The organism is Pseudomonas sp. FP597 (assembly GCF_030687435.1).
GTDB classification, from domain to species: Bacteria; Pseudomonadota; Gammaproteobacteria; order Pseudomonadales; family Pseudomonadaceae; genus Aquipseudomonas; species Aquipseudomonas lactucae.
The window spans coordinates 4,123,976-4,142,248 of sequence record NZ_CP117432.1; the positions used below are offsets into that span (position 1 = coordinate 4,123,976).

At 60.4% G+C, this 18,273-nt stretch carries 12 protein-coding genes; 9 read left to right on the plus strand and 3 right to left on the minus strand.

Annotation, left to right across the window (positions count from 1 at the left end; translation table 11 throughout):
• Positions 1-84: 84 nt before the first annotated feature.
• The 3 genes from PSH66_RS18700 (at position 85) to PSH66_RS18710 (ending at position 2,467) form a co-directional block, all read left to right on the plus strand.
• A complete protein-coding gene (locus PSH66_RS18700) occupies positions 85-1,020 on the plus strand; it encodes a LysR family transcriptional regulator (protein WP_003174784.1) in 936 nt (311 codons plus the stop codon).
• 138 nt (positions 1,021-1,158) lie between these two features.
• The gene (locus PSH66_RS18705) at positions 1,159-1,551 is read left to right on the plus strand and encodes a MerR family DNA-binding transcriptional regulator (protein WP_003174785.1); all 393 of its coding nucleotides are present in this window, start codon (positions 1,159-1,161) and stop codon (positions 1,549-1,551) included.
• A gap of 16 nt (positions 1,552-1,567) precedes the next feature.
• Positions 1,568-2,467 (plus strand): hydroxymethylglutaryl-CoA lyase, encoded by a 900-nt coding sequence (locus PSH66_RS18710; protein WP_141064884.1) that lies wholly within the window; start codon positions 1,568-1,570, stop codon positions 2,465-2,467.
• Positions 2,468-3,015: 548 nt separating this feature from the next.
• Here the strand turns inward: PSH66_RS18710 and PSH66_RS18715 are convergent.
• Complete coding sequence (locus tag PSH66_RS18715; RefSeq protein WP_305427426.1) at positions 3,016-8,127, minus strand: NEL-type E3 ubiquitin ligase domain-containing protein; 5,112 nt, start codon at positions 8,125-8,127, stop codon at positions 3,016-3,018.
• A gap of 99 nt (positions 8,128-8,226) precedes the next feature.
• The gene (locus PSH66_RS18720) at positions 8,227-9,858 is read right to left on the minus strand and encodes an AMP-binding protein (RefSeq protein ID WP_305427427.1); all 1,632 of its coding nucleotides are present in this window, start codon (positions 9,856-9,858) and stop codon (positions 8,227-8,229) included.
• Between the two features lie 150 nt (positions 9,859-10,008).
• Between PSH66_RS18720 and PSH66_RS18725 the strand changes: the two genes are divergently transcribed.
• The 4 genes from PSH66_RS18725 to PSH66_RS18740 are packed head-to-tail and all read left to right on the plus strand — an operon-like array spanning position 10,009 to position 15,535.
• On the plus strand, positions 10,009-11,172 hold the full coding sequence (locus PSH66_RS18725) for an isovaleryl-CoA dehydrogenase (protein WP_003174791.1): 1,164 nt from the start codon (positions 10,009-10,011) through the stop codon (positions 11,170-11,172).
• A gap of 11 nt (positions 11,173-11,183) precedes the next feature.
• A complete protein-coding gene (locus tag PSH66_RS18730; protein WP_003174792.1) occupies positions 11,184-12,791 on the plus strand; it encodes a carboxyl transferase domain-containing protein in 1,608 nt (535 codons plus the stop codon).
• 15 nt (positions 12,792-12,806) lie between these two features.
• On the plus strand, positions 12,807-13,613 hold the full coding sequence (locus tag PSH66_RS18735) for a gamma-carboxygeranoyl-CoA hydratase (protein WP_003174793.1): 807 nt from the start codon (positions 12,807-12,809) through the stop codon (positions 13,611-13,613).
• A complete protein-coding gene (locus tag PSH66_RS18740) occupies positions 13,610-15,535 on the plus strand; it encodes an acetyl/propionyl/methylcrotonyl-CoA carboxylase subunit alpha (RefSeq protein WP_305427428.1) in 1,926 nt (641 codons plus the stop codon). Before PSH66_RS18735 ends, PSH66_RS18740 begins: the two co-directional genes overlap by 4 nt.
• Here the strand turns inward: PSH66_RS18740 and PSH66_RS18745 are convergent.
• Positions 15,532-16,167: a LexA family transcriptional regulator gene (locus PSH66_RS18745; protein WP_003174795.1), complete on the minus strand. Its 636-nt coding sequence runs from the start codon at positions 16,165-16,167 to the stop codon at positions 15,532-15,534. The two genes, PSH66_RS18740 and PSH66_RS18745, sit on opposite strands and share 4 nt — an antisense overlap.
• Before the next feature lie 130 nt (positions 16,168-16,297).
• Between PSH66_RS18745 and PSH66_RS18750 the strand changes: the two genes are divergently transcribed.
• On the plus strand, positions 16,298-16,648 hold the full coding sequence (locus tag PSH66_RS18750) for a DUF3077 domain-containing protein (RefSeq protein ID WP_003174796.1): 351 nt from the start codon (positions 16,298-16,300) through the stop codon (positions 16,646-16,648).
• Positions 16,649-17,108: 460 nt separating this feature from the next.
• Positions 17,109-18,260 (plus strand): M14-type cytosolic carboxypeptidase, encoded by a 1,152-nt coding sequence (locus tag PSH66_RS18755; RefSeq protein ID WP_003174797.1) that lies wholly within the window; start codon positions 17,109-17,111, stop codon positions 18,258-18,260.
• Positions 18,261-18,273 lie beyond the last annotated feature (13 nt).

The window sequence follows — 18,273 nt, forward strand, 5'->3', positions numbered from 1 at the left end:
GGCGTGTATTAACATTCATCACCGATATATGATCGGCGCCTCAGCCCGTAATAAATCGCCATCTAACAATAAGAGCGCAACCCCATGAATCTGAGCAAGGTCGACCTCAACCTGTTTATCGTCTTCGACGCGATCTACACCGAAGCCAACCTGACCCGCGCCGGGCAGATCGTCGGCATCACCCAGCCGGCGGTGTCCAACGCGTTGGCGCGCTTGCGCGAAACCTTCAACGACCCGCTGTTCGTGCGCACCGCCCAGGGCATGGTGCCCACGCCGATGGCGCAGAACATCATTGGTCCGGTGCGCAACGCGTTGTCGTTGCTGCGGGTGTCGGTGCAGGAAAGCCGCATCTTCAACCCGCAACAGGCGGCCAAGACCTACCGCATCAGCATGACCGACCTTACCGAGGCGGTGATTTTGCCGGCGTTGTTCCAGCGCCTGCGTCGCCTGGCGCCGACGGTGGTGATCGAAAGCTTCCTGTCCAAACGTCGCGAAACCACCAAGGAACTGGCGGCCGGCCGTCTGGACTTTGCGGTGGACGCACCGCTCAACACCGACCCGCAAGTGCGTCACGTCAAGCTGATGGAAGACCGCTACGTATGCGCCATGCGCAAGGGTCATCCTATGGCGACAAAGGACAAGCTGACCCTGGACGATTACCTGGGGCTGACCCATATCCATATTTCCAGCCGCCGCAACGGCCTGGGCCACGTCGACCTGGCCCTGGGCAAGATGGGCCTGCAACGCAAGATCGCCCTGCGTTCCCAGCATTACCTGATGGCCTCGCAAGTGCTGCAGCAGACCGACATGGTCATGACCGTGCCCGAACGCTTCGCCCGACGCCACGAACTGCACTGGTTCAATTTACCGGTCAACGACGTACCCGCGGTGGAAACGCACTTGTACTGGCACGAAAGCACCGACCAGGACCCGGCCAACCGCTGGATGCGTGAGCAGATGATCGAGCTGTGCCAGCAGGTTACCGCTCATGAGAAGAAGCTCGATGGCAAGCAGGCTTGACCCGCACAAGAGAGCTTGCTGCAGCAGGCAGGCTTGTTGGGGTGAGCAGGCTTGCCCTGCGCCGGGCTGCAAAGCAGCCCTTGACGTTAACGTAAACCAGCCACTAGCCTAACGCTCAAGCCACCCTTGAGCACCGTCATGAGCACCACCTACAGCATCTCCGACCTCGCTCGCGAGCTCGACATCACGACCCGCGCCATTCGCTTTTACGAAGAGCAAGGCCTGCTGGCCCCGGAACGCCGGGGCCAGGAGCGCATTTACTCGGCGCGCGACAAGGTCAGCCTCAAGTTGATCCTGCGCGGCAAACGCATCGGTTTCTCCCTGGCCGAATGCCGCGAGCTGATCGAACTCTACGACCCCACCAGCGGCAACCACATCCAGCTCAACAGCATGCTGGCGAAAATCGCCGAGCGCCGCGAACAGCTGGAACAGCAACTGCTGGATATAGAACAAATGAAACTGGAACTGGACACCGCCGAAGAGCGCTGCACCCAGGCCCTTGCGCACACCATGAGCCAGGCCGGCCATTGATCAGAAGGTAACCGCCATGTCCCTCCCCTCACACGTACGCCTGGTGGAAGTCGGCCCGCGCGACGGTCTGCAGAACGAAGCCCAACCCATCAGCGTGGCCGACAAGGTGCAGTTGGTGGACGCACTCAGCGCCGCCGGTTTGAGTTATATCGAGGTCGGCAGTTTTGTCTCGCCCAAGTGGGTGCCGCAAATGGCCGGTTCGGCCGAGGTGTTTGCGCAGATCCAGCGCAAGCCCGGCGTGACCTATGGCGCGCTGGCGCCGAACCTGCGCGGCTTTGAAGATGCGCTGGCGGCCGGGGTAAAGGAAGTCGCGGTGTTTGCGGCGGCGTCCGAGGCGTTTTCCCAGCGCAATATCAATTGCTCCATCAGCGAAAGCCTGGAGCGGTTTGTGCCGATCATGGCGGCGGCCAAGGAACACGGGGTGAGTGTGCGCGGGTATGTGTCCTGCGTGCTGGGTTGCCCGTACGAAGGCACGGTCGCCCCGCAACAGGTGGCGGCGGTCGCACGGGAGCTGTTTGCCATGGGCTGCTATGAGGTGTCCCTGGGCGACACCATCGGCACAGGCACCGCAGGCGACACGCGGCGGCTGTTTGAAGTCGTAGGTGCGCAGGTGCCGCGGGACAAGCTGGCCGGCCACTTCCATGACACCTACGGCCAGGCGATTGCCAACGTCTACGCCAGCCTGCTCGAAGGTATCCATGTGTTCGACAGCTCTATCGCAGGCCTTGGCGGCTGCCCGTATGCCAAGGGCGCCAGCGGTAACGTCGCCACCGAGGATGTGGTGTACCTGCTCGACGGGCTGGGCATCGACACCGGTATCGACCTGGAGGCGCTGATTCTCGCGGGCCGGCAAATCAGCCAGGTACTCGGACGCCCCAGCGGCTCACGGGTGGCCAAGGCGCGTAACGCCGTGTGAGTAGAGCGCCTGTGACAATGTGTTACCGCGCGCCTACACATCGAGTAACACGGGAACATATTTTCTCGTATTTGCTGCGGGGTATTTCCTCACTAAAATACAAGCCATTGATTTTAAACAATTTTTTAAAGTTGGCACGGCTTCTGCTATCTCTATGGCATAACAAGAATAAAAAGCGCCAAACCTAATAAAAATAAGACGAAACGACTCTGACATAACAAAAACAACACGGCAGAGACGCAGCTAACAGATTTTTTTGGAGAAGATGTGCTTCGCAGGGTACGGCTCGCCGAAACCCGCAACCGGATAGAGAAAAATAAAACTACCTCAGGTAGCTACCCACTGGTTGGATCGCGTGCGAAGAAGCAGATCAGCGCTCAAAAAAATACGTTTGCTCTTGACCCCGCATGGGGGTCGACAAAAACAGCGGTAAGGGTCACGGCTGCCAAAAACAACAACAGGCCGCCCCTCAATAATAAAAAAAGAGCACGCAACGACAAATTAAAGGGGACCTTCGGGTCCCCTTTGTGCTTTCTGCGCAGGGTGTTTCAGAGCTGCAAGCCATGCTCCGCCGCGTGATTAATGAGCACTTTTCGCGTCAATCGTTTTAGCCCCAGGTTTTCCTCTCTCCTTCGTGCAATGCTGAGTGCGTCCATCTGCTTTACATAAAAGTCACTTTGCATCGAGCCATCGACCAGCATTTCGTCGCGGCTGATGCCCAGCGCACTGACCACTGCGTCGACCGCGTTGTCTCGTTTCGTTTGCCAGGCATCCTTTGCCGCTTGATCCGTTTGAGCACCGGCCCCCTCCTGCAATCTAGACAACTCAAACAACGCATCACTCTGTTCATCTATACGCTTGATTCCGGGGGCGATCAGCGCTTCAAACTCATCGCTGTAGTGCGTACGCAGGTATCTGTCCCAGAATGCTTGTTCAACCAGAAACGTTTCCTGGTCGCTGCTGACCGCTTCCGCTGTCAGTACTTGAGTGTAGGCGTCATCGATGGCCGCTTGGCTGACACCGGCCGTCTGAGAAAACAACATATCCCGCGACTTGACCGGTAACCCCAGCTTGTCCGCCAATCCAATTCGATACGCCAGAATCACTTCAGTCTGTTCGGTAAACGCAGCGCCTCTAGAGATGACATCTCGTTGCGCAATGTCATCTACCAACTTCAGTCGAAACAGTTTTTTCGAAGCGTTCAACAACTGCGTCTCGAGCTGCGGCCCATCCGCCAGATCCATAACGTCCAGCACGAACAATTCACGCTCCAGGTTCATGAACTCAAGCGTACTGCCATCACCACAGGTAGCCCTGTCATCGGCAATCGCGAACAAGCCATTGCGGACACTCTCGCGCTCACTGACGGCCTTGAGCATCTCCCAAACGCGCGCCCTCAATTGCGCTCGAGTGGCCACCTTGCGGTATTCAGCGGACCGTGTGGTATCGGCCACGACCGTAAGCAATGCGCTCGATTCCGGATTGGCGGTGAGCGAGTCCCAGATCGTTTCACAGCGTGATCGCTCGGTTTGCTCCAAGCCGCGCAACCATGACTCCCGCCCTTCGGCAGCCGTTACATGCTCCCAGCTGGGTTGAACCACGGGGGCCTGGAGCCCCAGCCGCTGGAGGCTCTCTGCGGATAACGGATTGTCGTGCAGGTTGATGCGTTCACGTCGCTCGAACACGTAATCGGGCACCGTGCTGATCTGGTTGGTATGCAAATCGATATCGACAAGCTGCGGCAAATGCTGCAAACCCGTGGGGAATGTTACTGTCCCGGTACGACGCAGGTTAAGCCGGTTCAGGCGTCGCAGGGTACTCAAGTTGGGGGTCCATCCCAACCGGGTGTTATGGGAAAGGTCAAGGTCTTGCAGACTGCGCATGCCCTCAAGGCGCGCGACTGTTTGTTCCGTCAGGCGGATATCGTTGGCGCTTAAGTTCAGCTCAATGAGGTTGACGCCGCCATCGGCAAATTCCGGCAATTGGGTCAGGTTGTTATTTTCGAGCCGCAGCCGTCGCAAGCCGCCAAAGGCCTGCAGGAACGCCAACGATTCATCGCTCAGCGCCATACGGCTCAAACGCAAATCGCTCACGTGGTCCATATTTGCGCTGATCGCGGGAAGCTCTTCGATCATCTCGTCAGACAAATCGAGGATATGCCCACCTGCAAATGCCCGCTGCCAAGCGAGTTTGATGGTGCCGGCGACCCTGCGTCTGGCCCCTGCATACCCCGAACCCGCCGCGCCAACCCATGTGCTCAGCACCGTTTGAAGGTGTTCAAACTCAACCCCAAGCTCAGTCAGCTTCGCGTGGAAGTCAGCGTCGCTACGCCCCTCGTATCCCAAAAAGGCTCGCACCTCATCAAGCGTTCTGGACGGGTAGATGTTCACCGCAGCAAGCTCAAGTGCCAAAGGTCGCTGCGGGGCGCCCCCCACCGGGCTCAATGGATAACCAAAACGCCCATCCGCAAGGCGCATGGGGGATTTGTAACCTGGCTTGATGGGTTGCAGCGCTAATGCACGCCGGGCCTGCGCGTCGGTCAAGGGTTGTCGCACAAGCTTGAGTTTCAGCGCCTGCGTGTCGATGCGCAGCGCTTCCCTAGCCGTGTACTTACCGCCTGCGGCGAACCAGAGGGCGCTGTAGAAAGCGTCTTTATCGCTTCGTGCATACAGCTTTTTACCGGACTCATCAAAGACTTCCCAATGGGCCAGGGTGACCCGAACCAACCGGCGCTGTAGGGGGGCGTCCTTGCTGCCGACGCGATCGAGCAACGCGCCGGTAAGGCTGTCGGCACGCAACTCGATGCCGAATGCCTGCGAGTTACCGGGCATAGCCGCCAGCTTGTGCAAGGCCAGTTGCACAGTATCCATCGTGAGTGGGCCGTCAAAATCAAGCGCGGCATGCGCCCGCAGAATGCGTACTCGCGGCAGGTAGCGGCGCGCCTCTTCCGCCAGCCGCAACGGCACGCGCGAGTGCTGCGTAATGTATGCCAGCTCCTGACTGTTGGCATTGGCCAGCAACTCTTCGATGCCCCCCTTGGGCAGGCTGGGAAAGTCGCGCTGCAGCAACTGCACATTGACGTCACTGGACAGGTTGCCTGTCTCCAGCTCACGCTCGAGCAGTTCATGACGATGTTCGTCTGCCAGTTGCAGCAAGCGACGCTGGTAGGTGACAAGCCGTTTGGCGTCAGAAGGCACTTCAAGAGCCCGCTTGGCAAGAGGGCGTTGCAAGTGATCCGGCAATTCGACCTCTGTCTCACCGATCAACAGATCGAGTATTACCGTATCGCGCGCAATGCCTTCATCCAATAACTGACGCGCTTCAGTCAGCTCCAGCTGTGCCAGAAGCGACGGCAGGATGTGCCCGGCAAGCACGTCTTTTTCGTGCAGCAGGACGACTTGCTTCTCTGTGTCTCCCTTAAAAGAACTCCATACGGCATCTCCCGCCGCATTGTCGATCTGCAGCGCCTTGGTGCCAGGCCACACGCCCTCGCGCATGATCAACTTGAGCTGCGCATACCCGTCTACGCGTGTTAGCGCTTGCGGGTCCGTGCTGCGCAATTTATCGAGCAACGCCTGGTGTTTGGCGTTTGCCTCAAAGTGTCTCAGGGCTTCCCTGAACAGCGGTGGGGGCAACTGCTGATCGATGTAGATGCCGCGCAGCTCTTCATCCGTCACCCCGCTCATGACCCTGAGTTGCTCCAAGTCTGTATCGCTCAAGGCATCGACACTGTGCCCGATACGGCGCAACAAAGTCCTACGATCCCAGCTCAGGGGCTGCTCGAACTCATGCACCCAGGCACCGCCGCCGTTATGCCGAATGCGCGGTGAATACTGCGAAGCGTCGTCTGGGTGGATAAGCCGGGTATCGTTGTGGGTGTCTGCGACTTTGTAGTGCCCGCCCTCCACCGGCAGATAGCTTTCGCCGGCATGCGCGTACAGCCCCCGGGCATCAGGCTTGAGCTCGGCAGGCAGGGTGACCGAGTGCCTGAAAGCCCGCAGATCGGAATCAAGCAAGCGGACTTTTGCGCCCGCAAATTCGACGCGGACCAAGCGTTTGACGAGCGCCGATTCCTTCGCCACCAGCAGTGCCTTGGGAACCGCCAGCCCCGCCACACCCAGCAATACCGCCGAGAAGTGTGCCCAGCCCTCTTGCACCTGCCCGTCAGACCAGGACTCGATTCCTTCGAAAAGCTCATAGGACATTTGCATCGCTCCGACGGCCAGCATGACTTCGCCAAGACCCGGTACCACAAGCCCGGCCAGATTCAGAACGTCCAGCAGCCTGTTTCCCCACAACAACAGCCTGGCACGTGTGACACGATTATCCACGTCCCCTGTCGAAACGGCTGCGATACTGGAGTTGGCCATGATCAAACGGATTTTCTGCAACGCGCTGTCCTGCCACACATCCTTTAATGACGGACCGTAGCCGTAGTCGGCGGGGTTGCTGATTCTGCGCTTGGACGCCGGGGCGAAATCCTCGGACTGAGTGAACGTTCCCTTAGGATCAAGCAGTGTCTTGAGCTTGGTGAAAAACGCCTGCTGCTCGGCAAGCGGCACGAACTGGCTGAAGAACGTCCGGTACTCGACCCTGCACAAACGCGTGGTCAGATCATCGGCAAACCAATCGAGATTGGGATATTCCTTCAATACACACTCCGGATCGCCCGGGATGTAGACCCAGCATCGACGGGGCTGAATCGACGCATTCCTGAAGTGGGCCTTAAACACTACGGGCCCGATGACCAGAATATTTTCCAGCGCCAATGCGCACAGTGAAAACCTGGAGAACTTAATAGCCTCCCCATCCAATTGCCGGCCGCTCTGGTTAACCAGGACGTCCTTGATCAAGGCATGGCCATCATTCTGGATGTCCTGCTTCATCACCGCGATCTGCGCGGCCAGCTCCAACTGGTTGCGATGCGCGGTGATCATCGCGCTGTAGAGTTTACCGGCGGCTGCCTCCGGGTTTGTCGAGGTAATCTGGGCGTTGAGCGTGGCACGCACATGCTCGTAATACTGCGCCCCCAAATCGAGCGTCCTGCACATGCGGGCAAACTCGTGGGCCTTGATTCCCACCGGCAAGGACCTGACGTTGCCGGCCTCCGGCCATTTGCGCAAAGAACGCCCATGAAAGTTGTATCGGGTAATCAGGTGGCAGTCCTGGCAGACAGGCACCCGGGTTTCATCTTCGCTGAAGTTGCAAAGTGCCGCTTCAAGCAGGCTAACCCCTTTGTAGGAGTAGAACGCTGACGCCAGTGAGGGCTCACTGCTTCGGGACACTTCGTCGGGCAGGCGCTCGCATTCCTTCTGTTCTATCTTGCGTGCATAAAAAACCTGCCTGACGTCCAATTGAAGACCGAAGGTTTTCTTGATGGCCTCGACCAGCAAGGGTTCGGCAAAGTCAGCGGCACTGTTCAAGCCGATCAGCAGTCGATCCAACTGATTCAATGAGTGCCGGCTCCGTACATGGACCGCCTTGAGCGCGTCCCTGGCGGGATCTGGTGCGTGTCGGTACCAATCCGGAATGTTCAGCGGCTGGAGGGCCAATTGCGTTTTGTGTTCAGCCAGCGCGTCGGTGTACCAGTCGGGTGTGTTGTCTCTGATGGTATGAAGGTGAACATTTTGTTCATTCTGGTCTGAAGTGGTCTGTGTCACGTGCATAACCCTGGGGGAGCGAAATAGGTTCGCTACCCTAGGCTGTGGCACGGGCACACAGGCGGCACACGAGTATCGCCCTGCGTATGCCGAAGTGTGTCAACCGCGGCCGAGATCCTGCAGGGTGATCTCGCGCATGCGAAACTTCTGGATCTTGCCCGTCACCGTCATCGGGAATTCATCCACGAACTTGAAGTACCTGGGCGTCTTGAAATGCGCAATGCGGCCCTTGCACCAGTCCAGAAGCTCAAGCTCGTTTACTTCATGGCCGGGATGGCACTTGACCCAGGCGACGATCTCTTCGCCATAACGTTCATCGGGAATGCCGATGACCTGCACGTCGGCCACCGCTGGATGCGTGAAGAAAAACTCCTCCAACTCCCGTGGATACACGTTCTCGCCACCGCGGATAATCATGTCCTTGTTGCGCCCGACGATGCACACGTAGCCCTGCTCATCCATGGTTGCCAGGTCGCCGGTGTGCATCCAGCCGGCCGGGTCGATGGCGTCGCGGGTGCCTTCGGGGTTGTTCCAGTAGCCGAGCATCACGCTGTAGCCACGGGTGCACAACTCGCCGATCTCACCGCGCGCGAGCGTGTTGCCAGCGGCGTCGATGATTTTGTTTTCCAGTTGCGGCTGAGTGCGGCCGACGGTGGTGACGCGGCGTTCCAGGTCGTCATTGGCACCGGTTTGCAACGACACCGGGCTGGTTTCGGTCATGCCGTAGGCGATCTGTACTTCGACCATGTGCATTTCGTCGATGACCCGGCGCATGACTTCGATGGGGCACGTGGCGCCCGCCATGATGCCGGTGCGCAGGCTGGATAATTCAAACTCGCCACGCCGTGGGTGGTCGAGCAGGGCAATAAACATGGTGGGCACGCCGTACAGGCCGGTGGCGCGTTCTTCGGCGACGGCGGTGAGGGTCAGCAGCGGGTCGAAGCCATCATTGGGGTAGATCATGGTGGTGCCGTGGGTGATGCAGCCCAAATTACCCATCACCATGCCGAAACAGTGATACAGCGGCACCGGGATCACCAGGCGATCCTGCGCGGTGAGGCCCAGGCTTTCGCCGACCATGTAACCGTTGTTGAGGATGTTGTGATGACTGAGGGTGGCGCCCTTGGGGAAGCCGGTGGTGCCGGAGGTGTACTGGATATTCACGGGCTGGTCGAAATGCAGGCTGGCCTGGCGGCTGTGCAATTGCTCGGGCGGCACGCCTGCGCCGAGAGCCGCCAGTTGCGCCCAGGGCATAAAGCCCGGGGGCGGGCTGGGATCAAGGCTGATAAGGCCGCGCAGGTCTGGGTCCAGCGCCTGCAACATGGCGTGGTAGTCGGAGGTCTTGAACGACCCGGCGCACACCAGCCACTGGCAGCCGGACTGTTTGAGCACGTAATCCAGCTCGCTGCTGCGATACGCCGGGTTGATATTGACCAGGATCACACCGAGCTTGGCGCTGGCGATCTGGCTGATGCACCACTCGGCACAATTGGGCGCCCAGATCCCCAGGCGGTCGCCGGTCTGCATGCCCAGGGCCAGGAACGCACGGGCGTGCAACTCAACCGTTTCGGCCAGTTGACGCCAGGTATAACGACGCGACTGATGGCGCACCACCAGGGCTTCACCTTCCGGGTACTGCGCGACGGTTTTATCAAAGGCCTGGCCAATGGTCATGGCCAGCAAGGTCTTGTCCTGAGAGCCACGGCTGTAGCTCGGGTGTGGTTGATCCATAACGACCCCTGTTGTCTTTTTTGTAGGTTGACGTAAACGTAAACTACGATTGACAGCGCGCTAACGCAAGCTTACGTTAACGTAAAGGTTAGCGCCCTCCCCTGGCGCATGCTCCACACAACAACAACGCTGACATTAAGGTGCCTGTCCATGAGTTACCCGTCCCTGAACTTCGCCCTCGGTGAAACCATCGACATGCTGCGCGACCAGGTGCAATCCTTCGTGGCCAAGGAAGTTGCCCCCCGCGCGGCACAGATCGACATCGACAACCTGTTCCCCGCCGACCTGTGGCGCAAGTTCGGTGACATGGGCCTGCTGGGCATAACCGTGCCGGAAGAATACGGCGGCGCCGGCCTGGGTTACCTGGCCCACGTGGTGGCCATGGAAGAGATCAGCCGTGGCTCGGCCTCGGTGGCACTGTCCTACGGCGCGCACTCGAACCTGTGCGTGAACCAGATCAACCGCAACGGCACCCACGAACAGAAACTCAACTACCTGCCCCAACTGATCAGCGGCGAACACGTCGGCGCCCTGGCCATGAGCGAACCCAACGCCGGCTCCGATGTGGTCTCGATGAAACTGCGCGCCGACAAACGCGGCGACCGCTACGTGCTCAACGGCAGCAAGACCTGGATCACCAACGGCCCCGACGCCAACACCTATGTGATCTACGCCAAGACCGACCTGGAAAAGGGCCCGCACGGCATCACCGCGTTTATCGTCGAACGCGACTGGAAAGGCTTCAGCCGCAGCAACAAGTTCGACAAGCTGGGAATGCGCGGCTCCAACACCTGCGAGTTGTTCTTCGATGATGTGGAAGTGCCCGAAGCCAATATCCTCGGCGCGCTCAACGGCGGCGTGAAAGTACTGATGAGCGGCCTGGACTACGAACGCGTGGTGCTCTCCGGCGGCCCCACCGGGATCATGCAAGCCTGCATGGACCTGATCGTGCCCTACATCCATGACCGCAAACAGTTCGGCCAGAGCATCGGCGAATTCCAGCTGATCCAGGGCAAGGTCGCCGACATGTACACCCAACTCAACGCCAGCCGCGCCTACCTCTACGCGGTGGCCCAGGCGTGCGAGCGTGGCGAAACCACACGCAAGGACGCCGCCGGGGTGATCCTCTACAGCGCCGAACGCGCCACGCAAATGGCCCTGGATGCGATCCAGATCCTGGGGGGCAATGGCTACATCAACGAATTCCCCGCCGGACGCTTATTGCGCGACGCCAAGCTGTACGAAATCGGCGCCGGCACCAGTGAGATTCGGCGGATGCTGATCGGTCGCGAACTGTTCAACGAAACCCGCTGAGGGAGCGCGCCATGGCCACCTTGCACACCCAGCTCAACCCGCGCTCGGCGGAATTCGCCACCAACAGCGCGGCGATGCGCCAGCAGGTCGACGCCCTGCACACCTTGCTTGCCCACGTGCAGCAAGGCGGCGGCGCCAAGGCTCAGGAGCGGCATACTTCACGGGGCAAATTATTGCCGCGTGAGCGCATCAATCGCCTGCTCGATCCGGGCTCGCCGTTTCTGGAACTCAGCCAACTGGCCGCCCATCAGGTGTACGGCGAAGACGTGCCCGCCGCCGGGGTGATCGCCGGGATCGGCCGCGTGGAAGGTGTCGAATGCATGATCGTGGCCAACGACGCCACGGTAAAAGGCGGCTCGTACTACCCGCTCACCGTAAAAAAACACCTGCGCGCCCAGACCATCGCCGAGCAGAACCGCCTGCCGTGCATCTACCTGGTGGACTCCGGCGGCGCCAACCTGCCGCGCCAGGACGAAGTGTTTCCCGACCGCGAGCACTTCGGGCGGATCTTCTTCAACCAGGCCAACATGAGCGCTCAGGGCATCCCGCAGATCGCCGTGGTCATGGGTTCATGCACCGCCGGCGGCGCCTATGTGCCGGCCATGGCCGACGAAGCGATCATGGTGCGCCAGCAGGCCACCATCTTCCTCGCCGGCCCGCCGCTGGTGAAAGCCGCCACCGGTGAAGTGGTCAGCGCCGAGGACCTGGGCGGTGCCGATGTGCATTGCAAGGTTTCCGGCGTGGCCGACCACTACGCCGACAGTGACGAACACGCCCTGGCCCTGGCCCGCCGCAGCGTGGCCAACCTCAATTGGCGCAAACTGGGCCAGTTGGCGCAGCGCGCGCCGGTGGCACCGTTGTACAGCGGCGAAGAGTTGTACGGCGTGATCCCGGCCGACGCCAAGCAGCCCTTCGATGTGCGCGAAGTGATCGCGCGGCTGGTGGACGGTTCGGTGTTCGATGAGTTCAAGGCGCTGTTCGGCACCACCCTGGTGTGCGGCTTTGCACACCTGCAGGGCTACCCGATTGCGATCCTGGCCAACAACGGGATTCTGTTCGCCGAAGCCGCGCAGAAAGGCGCGCACTTTATCGAACTGGCCTGCCAGCGCGGGATTCCGCTGCTGTTCCTGCAGAACATTACCGGTTTTATGGTCGGCCAGAAATACGAAGCCGGCGGCATCGCCAAGCACGGCGCCAAACTGGTCACCGCCGTGGCCTGCGCCAGGGTGCCGAAGTTCACCGTGATCATCGGCGGCAGTTTTGGCGCCGGTAATTACGGCATGTGCGGCCGTGCCTATGACCCGCGTTTTTTATGGATGTGGCCCAACGCGCGCATCGGCGTGATGGGCGCCGAGCAGGCCGCTGGCGTGCTGGTGCAGGTCAAGCGCGAGCAGGCCGAACGTGCCGGTAACGGCTTCAGTGCCGAGGAAGAAACCGCCATCAAGCAGCCGATCCTCGATCAGTATGAAACCCAGGGACACCCCTACTATTCCAGTGCGCGACTGTGGGATGACGGTGTGATCGACCCGTTGCAGACCCGCGACGTACTGGGCCTGGCCCTGTCCGCCGCGCTGAACGCCCCCATCGAGCCGAGCCGCTTCGGCGTGTTCCGCATGTAAATGGAGCTGTACCCCATGAGTGATTTCAACACCCTCGAACTGATCACCGACCGTCGTGGCTTTGCCACGCTGTGGCTCAGTCGTGAAGCCAAGAACAACGCGTTCAACGCCGAAATGATCCGCGAACTGATCATCGCCCTCGACCAGGTACAAGGTGACGCCTCCCTGCGCTTTCTGGTGTTGCGCGGGCGCGGCAAGCACTTCAGCGCCGGTGCGGACCTGGCCTGGATGCAGCAGTCGGCCGAGCTGGATTATCACACCAACCTGGACGACGCCCGCGAACTGGCGGAGCTGATGTACAACCTGGCCAAACTGAAAATCCCCACCCTGGCGGTGGTACAAGGCGCGGCCTACGGCGGCGCGCTGGGCTTGATCAGTTGCTGCGACATGGCGATTGGCGCCGATGACGCGCAATTCTGTTTATCGGAAGTGCGCATCGGCCTGGCACCGGCGGTGATCAGCCCCTTCGTGGTGCAGGCCATCGGCGAACGCGCGGCACGCCGTTATGCCCTGACCGCTGAACGCTTTGGCGGCCAGCGCGCGCGCGACATCGGCCTGCTGGCGGAAAGCTACCCAGCGGAGGAGTTGAACACGCACGTAGAGCAGTGGATCGCCAACCTGTTGCACAACAGCCCGGCCGCAATGCGCGCCAGCAAGGACCTGCTGCGTGAGGTGGGTAACGGCGCCCTCACCCCTGCCCTGCGCCGCTATTGCGAAAATGCCATCGCGCGGATTCGCGTCAGCGCCGAGGGCCAGGAGGGGTTAAGGGCCTTCCTGCAAAAACGTGCGCCGAGTTGGCAGTCGCAGGAGCCGCGTTCATGAACACATTGACCACTGTACTGGTGGCCAACCGTGGCGAAATCGCCTGCCGGGTGATGCGTACCGCCAAGGCCATGGGCTTGACCACCGTCGCCGTGCACAGCGCCATCGACCGCGATGCACGGCACAGCCGCGAGGCGGATATCCGCGTCGACCTGGGCGGCAGCAAGGCTGCCGAGAGCTACCTGCAGATCGACAAACTCATTGCCGCCGCCCAGTCCAGCGGTGCCCAGGCGATTCATCCGGGCTATGGCTTTTTGTCGGAAAACGCCGCCTTTGCCCGTGCGATTGAAAGCGCGGGCCTGATCTTCCTTGGTCCACCCGCCTCGGCCATCGACGCCATGGGCAGCAAATCCGCCGCCAAGGCGCTGATGGAGACCGCCGGTGTGCCGCTGGTGCCGGGTTATCACGGCGAAGCCCAGGACCTGGAAACCTTCCGCGAAGCCTGCGCGCGCATTGGCTACCCGGTGCTGCTCAAGGCCACCGCCGGCGGCGGTGGCAAGGGCATGAAGGTGGTCGAGCACGTCGACCAACTCGCCGAAGCCCTGGCCTCGGCCCAGCGTGAAGCGCTGTCGTCGTTTGGCAATGGGCAAATGCTGGTGGAGAAATACCTGCTCAAGCCGCGCCACGTGGAGATCCAGGTATTTGCCGATCAACACGGGCATTGTTTGTATCTCAATGAACGCGATTGTTCGATTCAACGTCGCCACCAAAAAGTCGTCGAAGAAGCACCGGCGCCAGGGCTCAGTGTTGAACAACGCCGGGCCATGGGCGAAGCCGCCGTACGCGCGGCCCAGGCGATCGGCTACGTAGGTGCCGGCACCGTGGAGTTCCTGCTGGACGCACGCGGCGAGTTTTTCTTCATGGAGATGAACACACGGTTGCAGGTGGAACACCCGGTGACCGAGGCGATCACCGGCCTGGACCTGGTGGCCTGGCAGATTCGCGTGGCCCAGGGTGAGGCGCTGCCGATCACCCAGGAACAGGTGCCGCTGATCGGCCACGCGATTGAAGTGCGCTTATATGCCGAAGACCCAGCCCATGATTTCCTGCCCGCCACCGGGCACCTGGCGCTGTACCGCGAGTCTGCCGCGGGCCCTGGCCGGCGGGTGGACAGTGGCGTCGAGCAAGGCGATAGCGTGTCGCCCTTCTACGACCCGATGCTCGGCAAGCTGATTGCCTGGGGCGAAGACCGCGAGCAGGCGCGGCTGCGCTTGCTGAGCATGCTCGACGAATTTGCCGTCGGTGGGCTGAAGACCAACCTGGGCTTCCTGCGGCGCATCATCGGGCACCCGGCGTTTGCGGCGGCCGAACTGGATACCGGGTTTATTCCGCGTTATCAGGATCAGTTGCTACCCGTGCCCGGCGAGTTGAGCGACGCATTCTGGCAGGCGGCGGGCTCGGCGTTTATGCAGAGCTTGCCAGTGGGGGACGGGCCGTGGGCGGATACACGTGGTTTTCGCGCCGGTTTGCCCGCTGAGGTGTCGTTGCATCTGAGCTGCAATGGGCAGGATCGGCTGGTGACCTTGGCGGGCACTGCGGCGCAGTTGCGCGGTGAGCAGTTGCTGATCGAACGTGAGGGCGTACGGCGTTCACATCTGGCAATACGCAGCCAAGGTTCAGTATTCCTGCGCTGGGACGACGAGATGCACGGCGTCAGCCTGTTCGACCCGATTGCGGCGGTGGACGCCAGCCAGGCTCATCAGGGCGGCCTCACCGCACCGATGAACGGCAGCATCGTGCGCGTGCTGGTGGCGGTGGGCCAAGCGGTCGAGGCCGGCGCGCAACTGGTGGTACTGGAGGCGATGAAAATGGAGCACAGCATCCGCGCGCCGCAGGCCGGGGTGGTCAAGGCGCTGTTCTGCCAGGAAGGCGAAATGGTTGCAGAGGGTTGCGCATTGGTGGAGCTGGAAAGCGCGGACTAGAACTTCGCGCAAGCCTGCACCACCACGCCGAGGATGCGGCAATCGACGGTGAACCGCTGTTTCGGATAGGTGGGATTGAGCGGTACCAGGTAACGCTGGCCGCTTTCTTCGAGCAACTGGCGGAAGGTGGCCTGGGGACTGTCGGCCCATTGGGCGACCACCAGTTTGCCGGGTTCGGCGATAAGGGCTGGGTCCACCAGAATCAGCATACCCGCCGCGATGCTCAGGCCTGTGGGCGCGGTCATGGCATCGCCTGTCACCGGTAGCCAGAAGGCATCGCCCCGAGCGTGGTAATCGCTCAGTTCGAAGCGCGCATCGCCATAGGCCGGGCGCTCATCGCAGACTTCACACAGGGCGTCCCAGTCACTGACCGGATAACGGAAATACGGGTTGTACCGCTTGACCAGGGCCGGTGCTTCATCGGCCCTCTCTCGCACCTGCTGCACCACCTCCAGGTAGCCCAGCCCCAGAGCCTCCAACACCCGGTTCATGTCCTCCAGGCTGGGTACGCGGCGCTTGTTGAGCCAGTGGCCGACACCGCCCTGGGACATCCCCAGGCGCTCAGCCAGCTCACCTTGCGTGACCTTGCGGTCTTTCATGTTGGCCTTGACCAACGCTATCCAGTTATCCATGGACGCGACGATACGTCAGCCAGTTTTCAGGGCAATAAACAGTTTGTAGTAATCCATAAAACGACATAAATACGATACGTACTATCATCAGGCATAAGGTTTTCGACACCCACACAGAGTACCGCCCCTTATGACGACGAGCCCGTATCTCCTGCCCGAAACACTCGAAGACAACGACCTGCAACACCTGCGCAGCAGCGGCGCTGCCCAGCGTGCGCTGGATTTTTACTTGAAAGAAGAAATGTCGGCCGCGACGGCGGATCAGACCCTGTTCGCCATAAAACCCGGCATCAGCCAGGAAGAAGCCCTGGTGCATGCCTCCGACCTGCTGCGCAGCGCAGCGGCCACGGCCTATGAGTCGGCGAGCAGCCATCAGGGCAATCAGCGGGACCTGGCGTTTTCGGTGGTGTATTTGATCGATATGGCGAAGGCGATGGTGGAGCGTTCGTTGCAGCCGCCGCCGAGTCAGGCAAACGTATAACGACGCGAAAGAAAAATATTTCTATCCGGCGGATAAAAACATTTGACTTGCAAATGATAATTATTATTATTGGGCCCAGCTGATCGCGAGATCAGTCGATAGACCAAGGGACCTTAGGTCGGACTCTTGGAATATCTCCTCATCAGGCTAATCACGGTTTTTGACCCGGCTCTTTGGCCGGGTCTTTTTTTTGCCAGTTTCCCTGGCATGGCTTCAGGCTAATGAAGACTGTGTGTTGCTTGATGACACGCATGGTAGCAAAAGACCATCGCCCAAAGAAACCCAGCCGAGCGCTCTGGCTCACATCTCTGCGAAATAGCGCTTGAGAATCAATCTCATAGAACCTAAGCTGCGGCCGCGTCAGGGATGATGCCCCCTCCTGCGCAACAATTTTGCGTCCAGCCTTTACCAGCGTCCTGTGTAATATAGCCGCCATAACTCATATTCAGGCAACCAGACTATGACCGTGGCCTTGACCTCCATCAAGATCAGCACCAACTTCGACAGTGGCAATATCCAGGTGCTCGACGCCAGCGATGCCTACCAGTTGCTGCTGGCAATCAAACCCGATACCCGCAGCCAACATTTCCAATGGTTCCACTTCAAGGCCGAAGGCATGCACGTGGGCCACACCCACACTTTTCGCTTGAGCAATGCCGGTAAATCTTCCTACAGGCATGCGTGGAGCGGCTACAAGGCTGTCGCGTCTTATGACCACGTCAACTGGTTTCGGGTGCCGACGGTGTTTGACGGCGAGATCCTGCACATCAGCCTGCAAACCCGCGAGAAACACGCGTGGTTCGCATACTTCGAACCCTATAGCCGCGAGCGCCACGACGGGCTGATCGAGCAAGCATTGAAATACGCCGGCACCCAACTGCTGGCCACCGGTAAAAGTGTCGAAGGCCGCAGCATCCAACTGCTGCGTCGCGGCAAAGGTGGCGAAGGCCGACGCAATATCTGGATCATCGCCCAGCAACACCCCGGCGAGCACATGGCCGAATGGTTTATGGAAGGCATCATCGAACGCCTGCAACAGGATGGTGATGCCCAGATGAAAAAACTGCTGGCCGTCGCCGACCTGTACCTGGTACCGAACATGAACCCCGACGGCGCCTTCCACGGCCACCTGCGCACCAATGCCGCAGGCCAGGACCTCAACCGCGCCTGGCAAAGCGCGAACCCGGAAACCAGCCCCGAAGTACTGTTCGTACAGCAACAAATGGAAAAATACGGCGTCGACCTGTTCCTGGATATCCACGGCGACGAAGAAATCCCCTACGTGTTCACCGCCGCGTGCGAAGGCAACCCCGGCTACACCCCACGCATCGAAGCCCTGGAAAAACACTTTCGCCGCCACCTCAGCGCACTGACCCGCGATTTCCAGACCACCCACGGCTACACCCGCGACCTGCCGGGCGAAGCCAACATGACCCTGGCCTGCAATGCCGTCGGCGAGAAATACGACTGCCTGTCACTGACCCTGGAAATGCCCTTCAAGGACAACGACGACGCCCCCAACCCCCACACCGGTTGGTCAGGCGAACGCTCCAAGCAACTGGGCAAGGATGTGCTGAGCACCGTCGCCGATATCGTCGGTGTCCTGCGCTGATAGTGGGCGTACC

Bases quoted from the DNA above. Each gene is read 5' to 3' on its own strand.
- PSH66_RS18740 (WP_305427428.1), top strand. From the start codon at position 13,610: ATGAACACATTGACCACTGTACTGGTGGCCAACCGTGGCGAAATCGCC.
- PSH66_RS18705 (WP_003174785.1), top strand. From the start codon at position 1,159: ATGAGCACCACCTACAGCATCTCCGACCTCGCTCGCGAGCTCGACATC.
- PSH66_RS18735 (WP_003174793.1), top strand. From the start codon at position 12,807: ATGAGTGATTTCAACACCCTCGAACTGATCACCGACCGTCGTGGCTTT.
- PSH66_RS18755 (WP_003174797.1), top strand. From the start codon at position 17,109: ATGACCGTGGCCTTGACCTCCATCAAGATCAGCACCAACTTCGACAGT.
- PSH66_RS18720 (WP_305427427.1), bottom strand. From the start codon at position 9,858: ATGGATCAACCACACCCGAGCTACAGCCGTGGCTCTCAGGACAAGACC.
- PSH66_RS18730 (WP_003174792.1), top strand. From the start codon at position 11,184: ATGGCCACCTTGCACACCCAGCTCAACCCGCGCTCGGCGGAATTCGCC.
- PSH66_RS18750 (WP_003174796.1), top strand. From the start codon at position 16,298: ATGACGACGAGCCCGTATCTCCTGCCCGAAACACTCGAAGACAACGAC.
- PSH66_RS18745 (WP_003174795.1), bottom strand. From the start codon at position 16,167: ATGGATAACTGGATAGCGTTGGTCAAGGCCAACATGAAAGACCGCAAG.
- PSH66_RS18710 (WP_141064884.1), top strand. From the start codon at position 1,568: ATGTCCCTCCCCTCACACGTACGCCTGGTGGAAGTCGGCCCGCGCGAC.
- PSH66_RS18700 (WP_003174784.1), top strand. From the start codon at position 85: ATGAATCTGAGCAAGGTCGACCTCAACCTGTTTATCGTCTTCGACGCG.
- PSH66_RS18725 (WP_003174791.1), top strand. From the start codon at position 10,009: ATGAGTTACCCGTCCCTGAACTTCGCCCTCGGTGAAACCATCGACATG.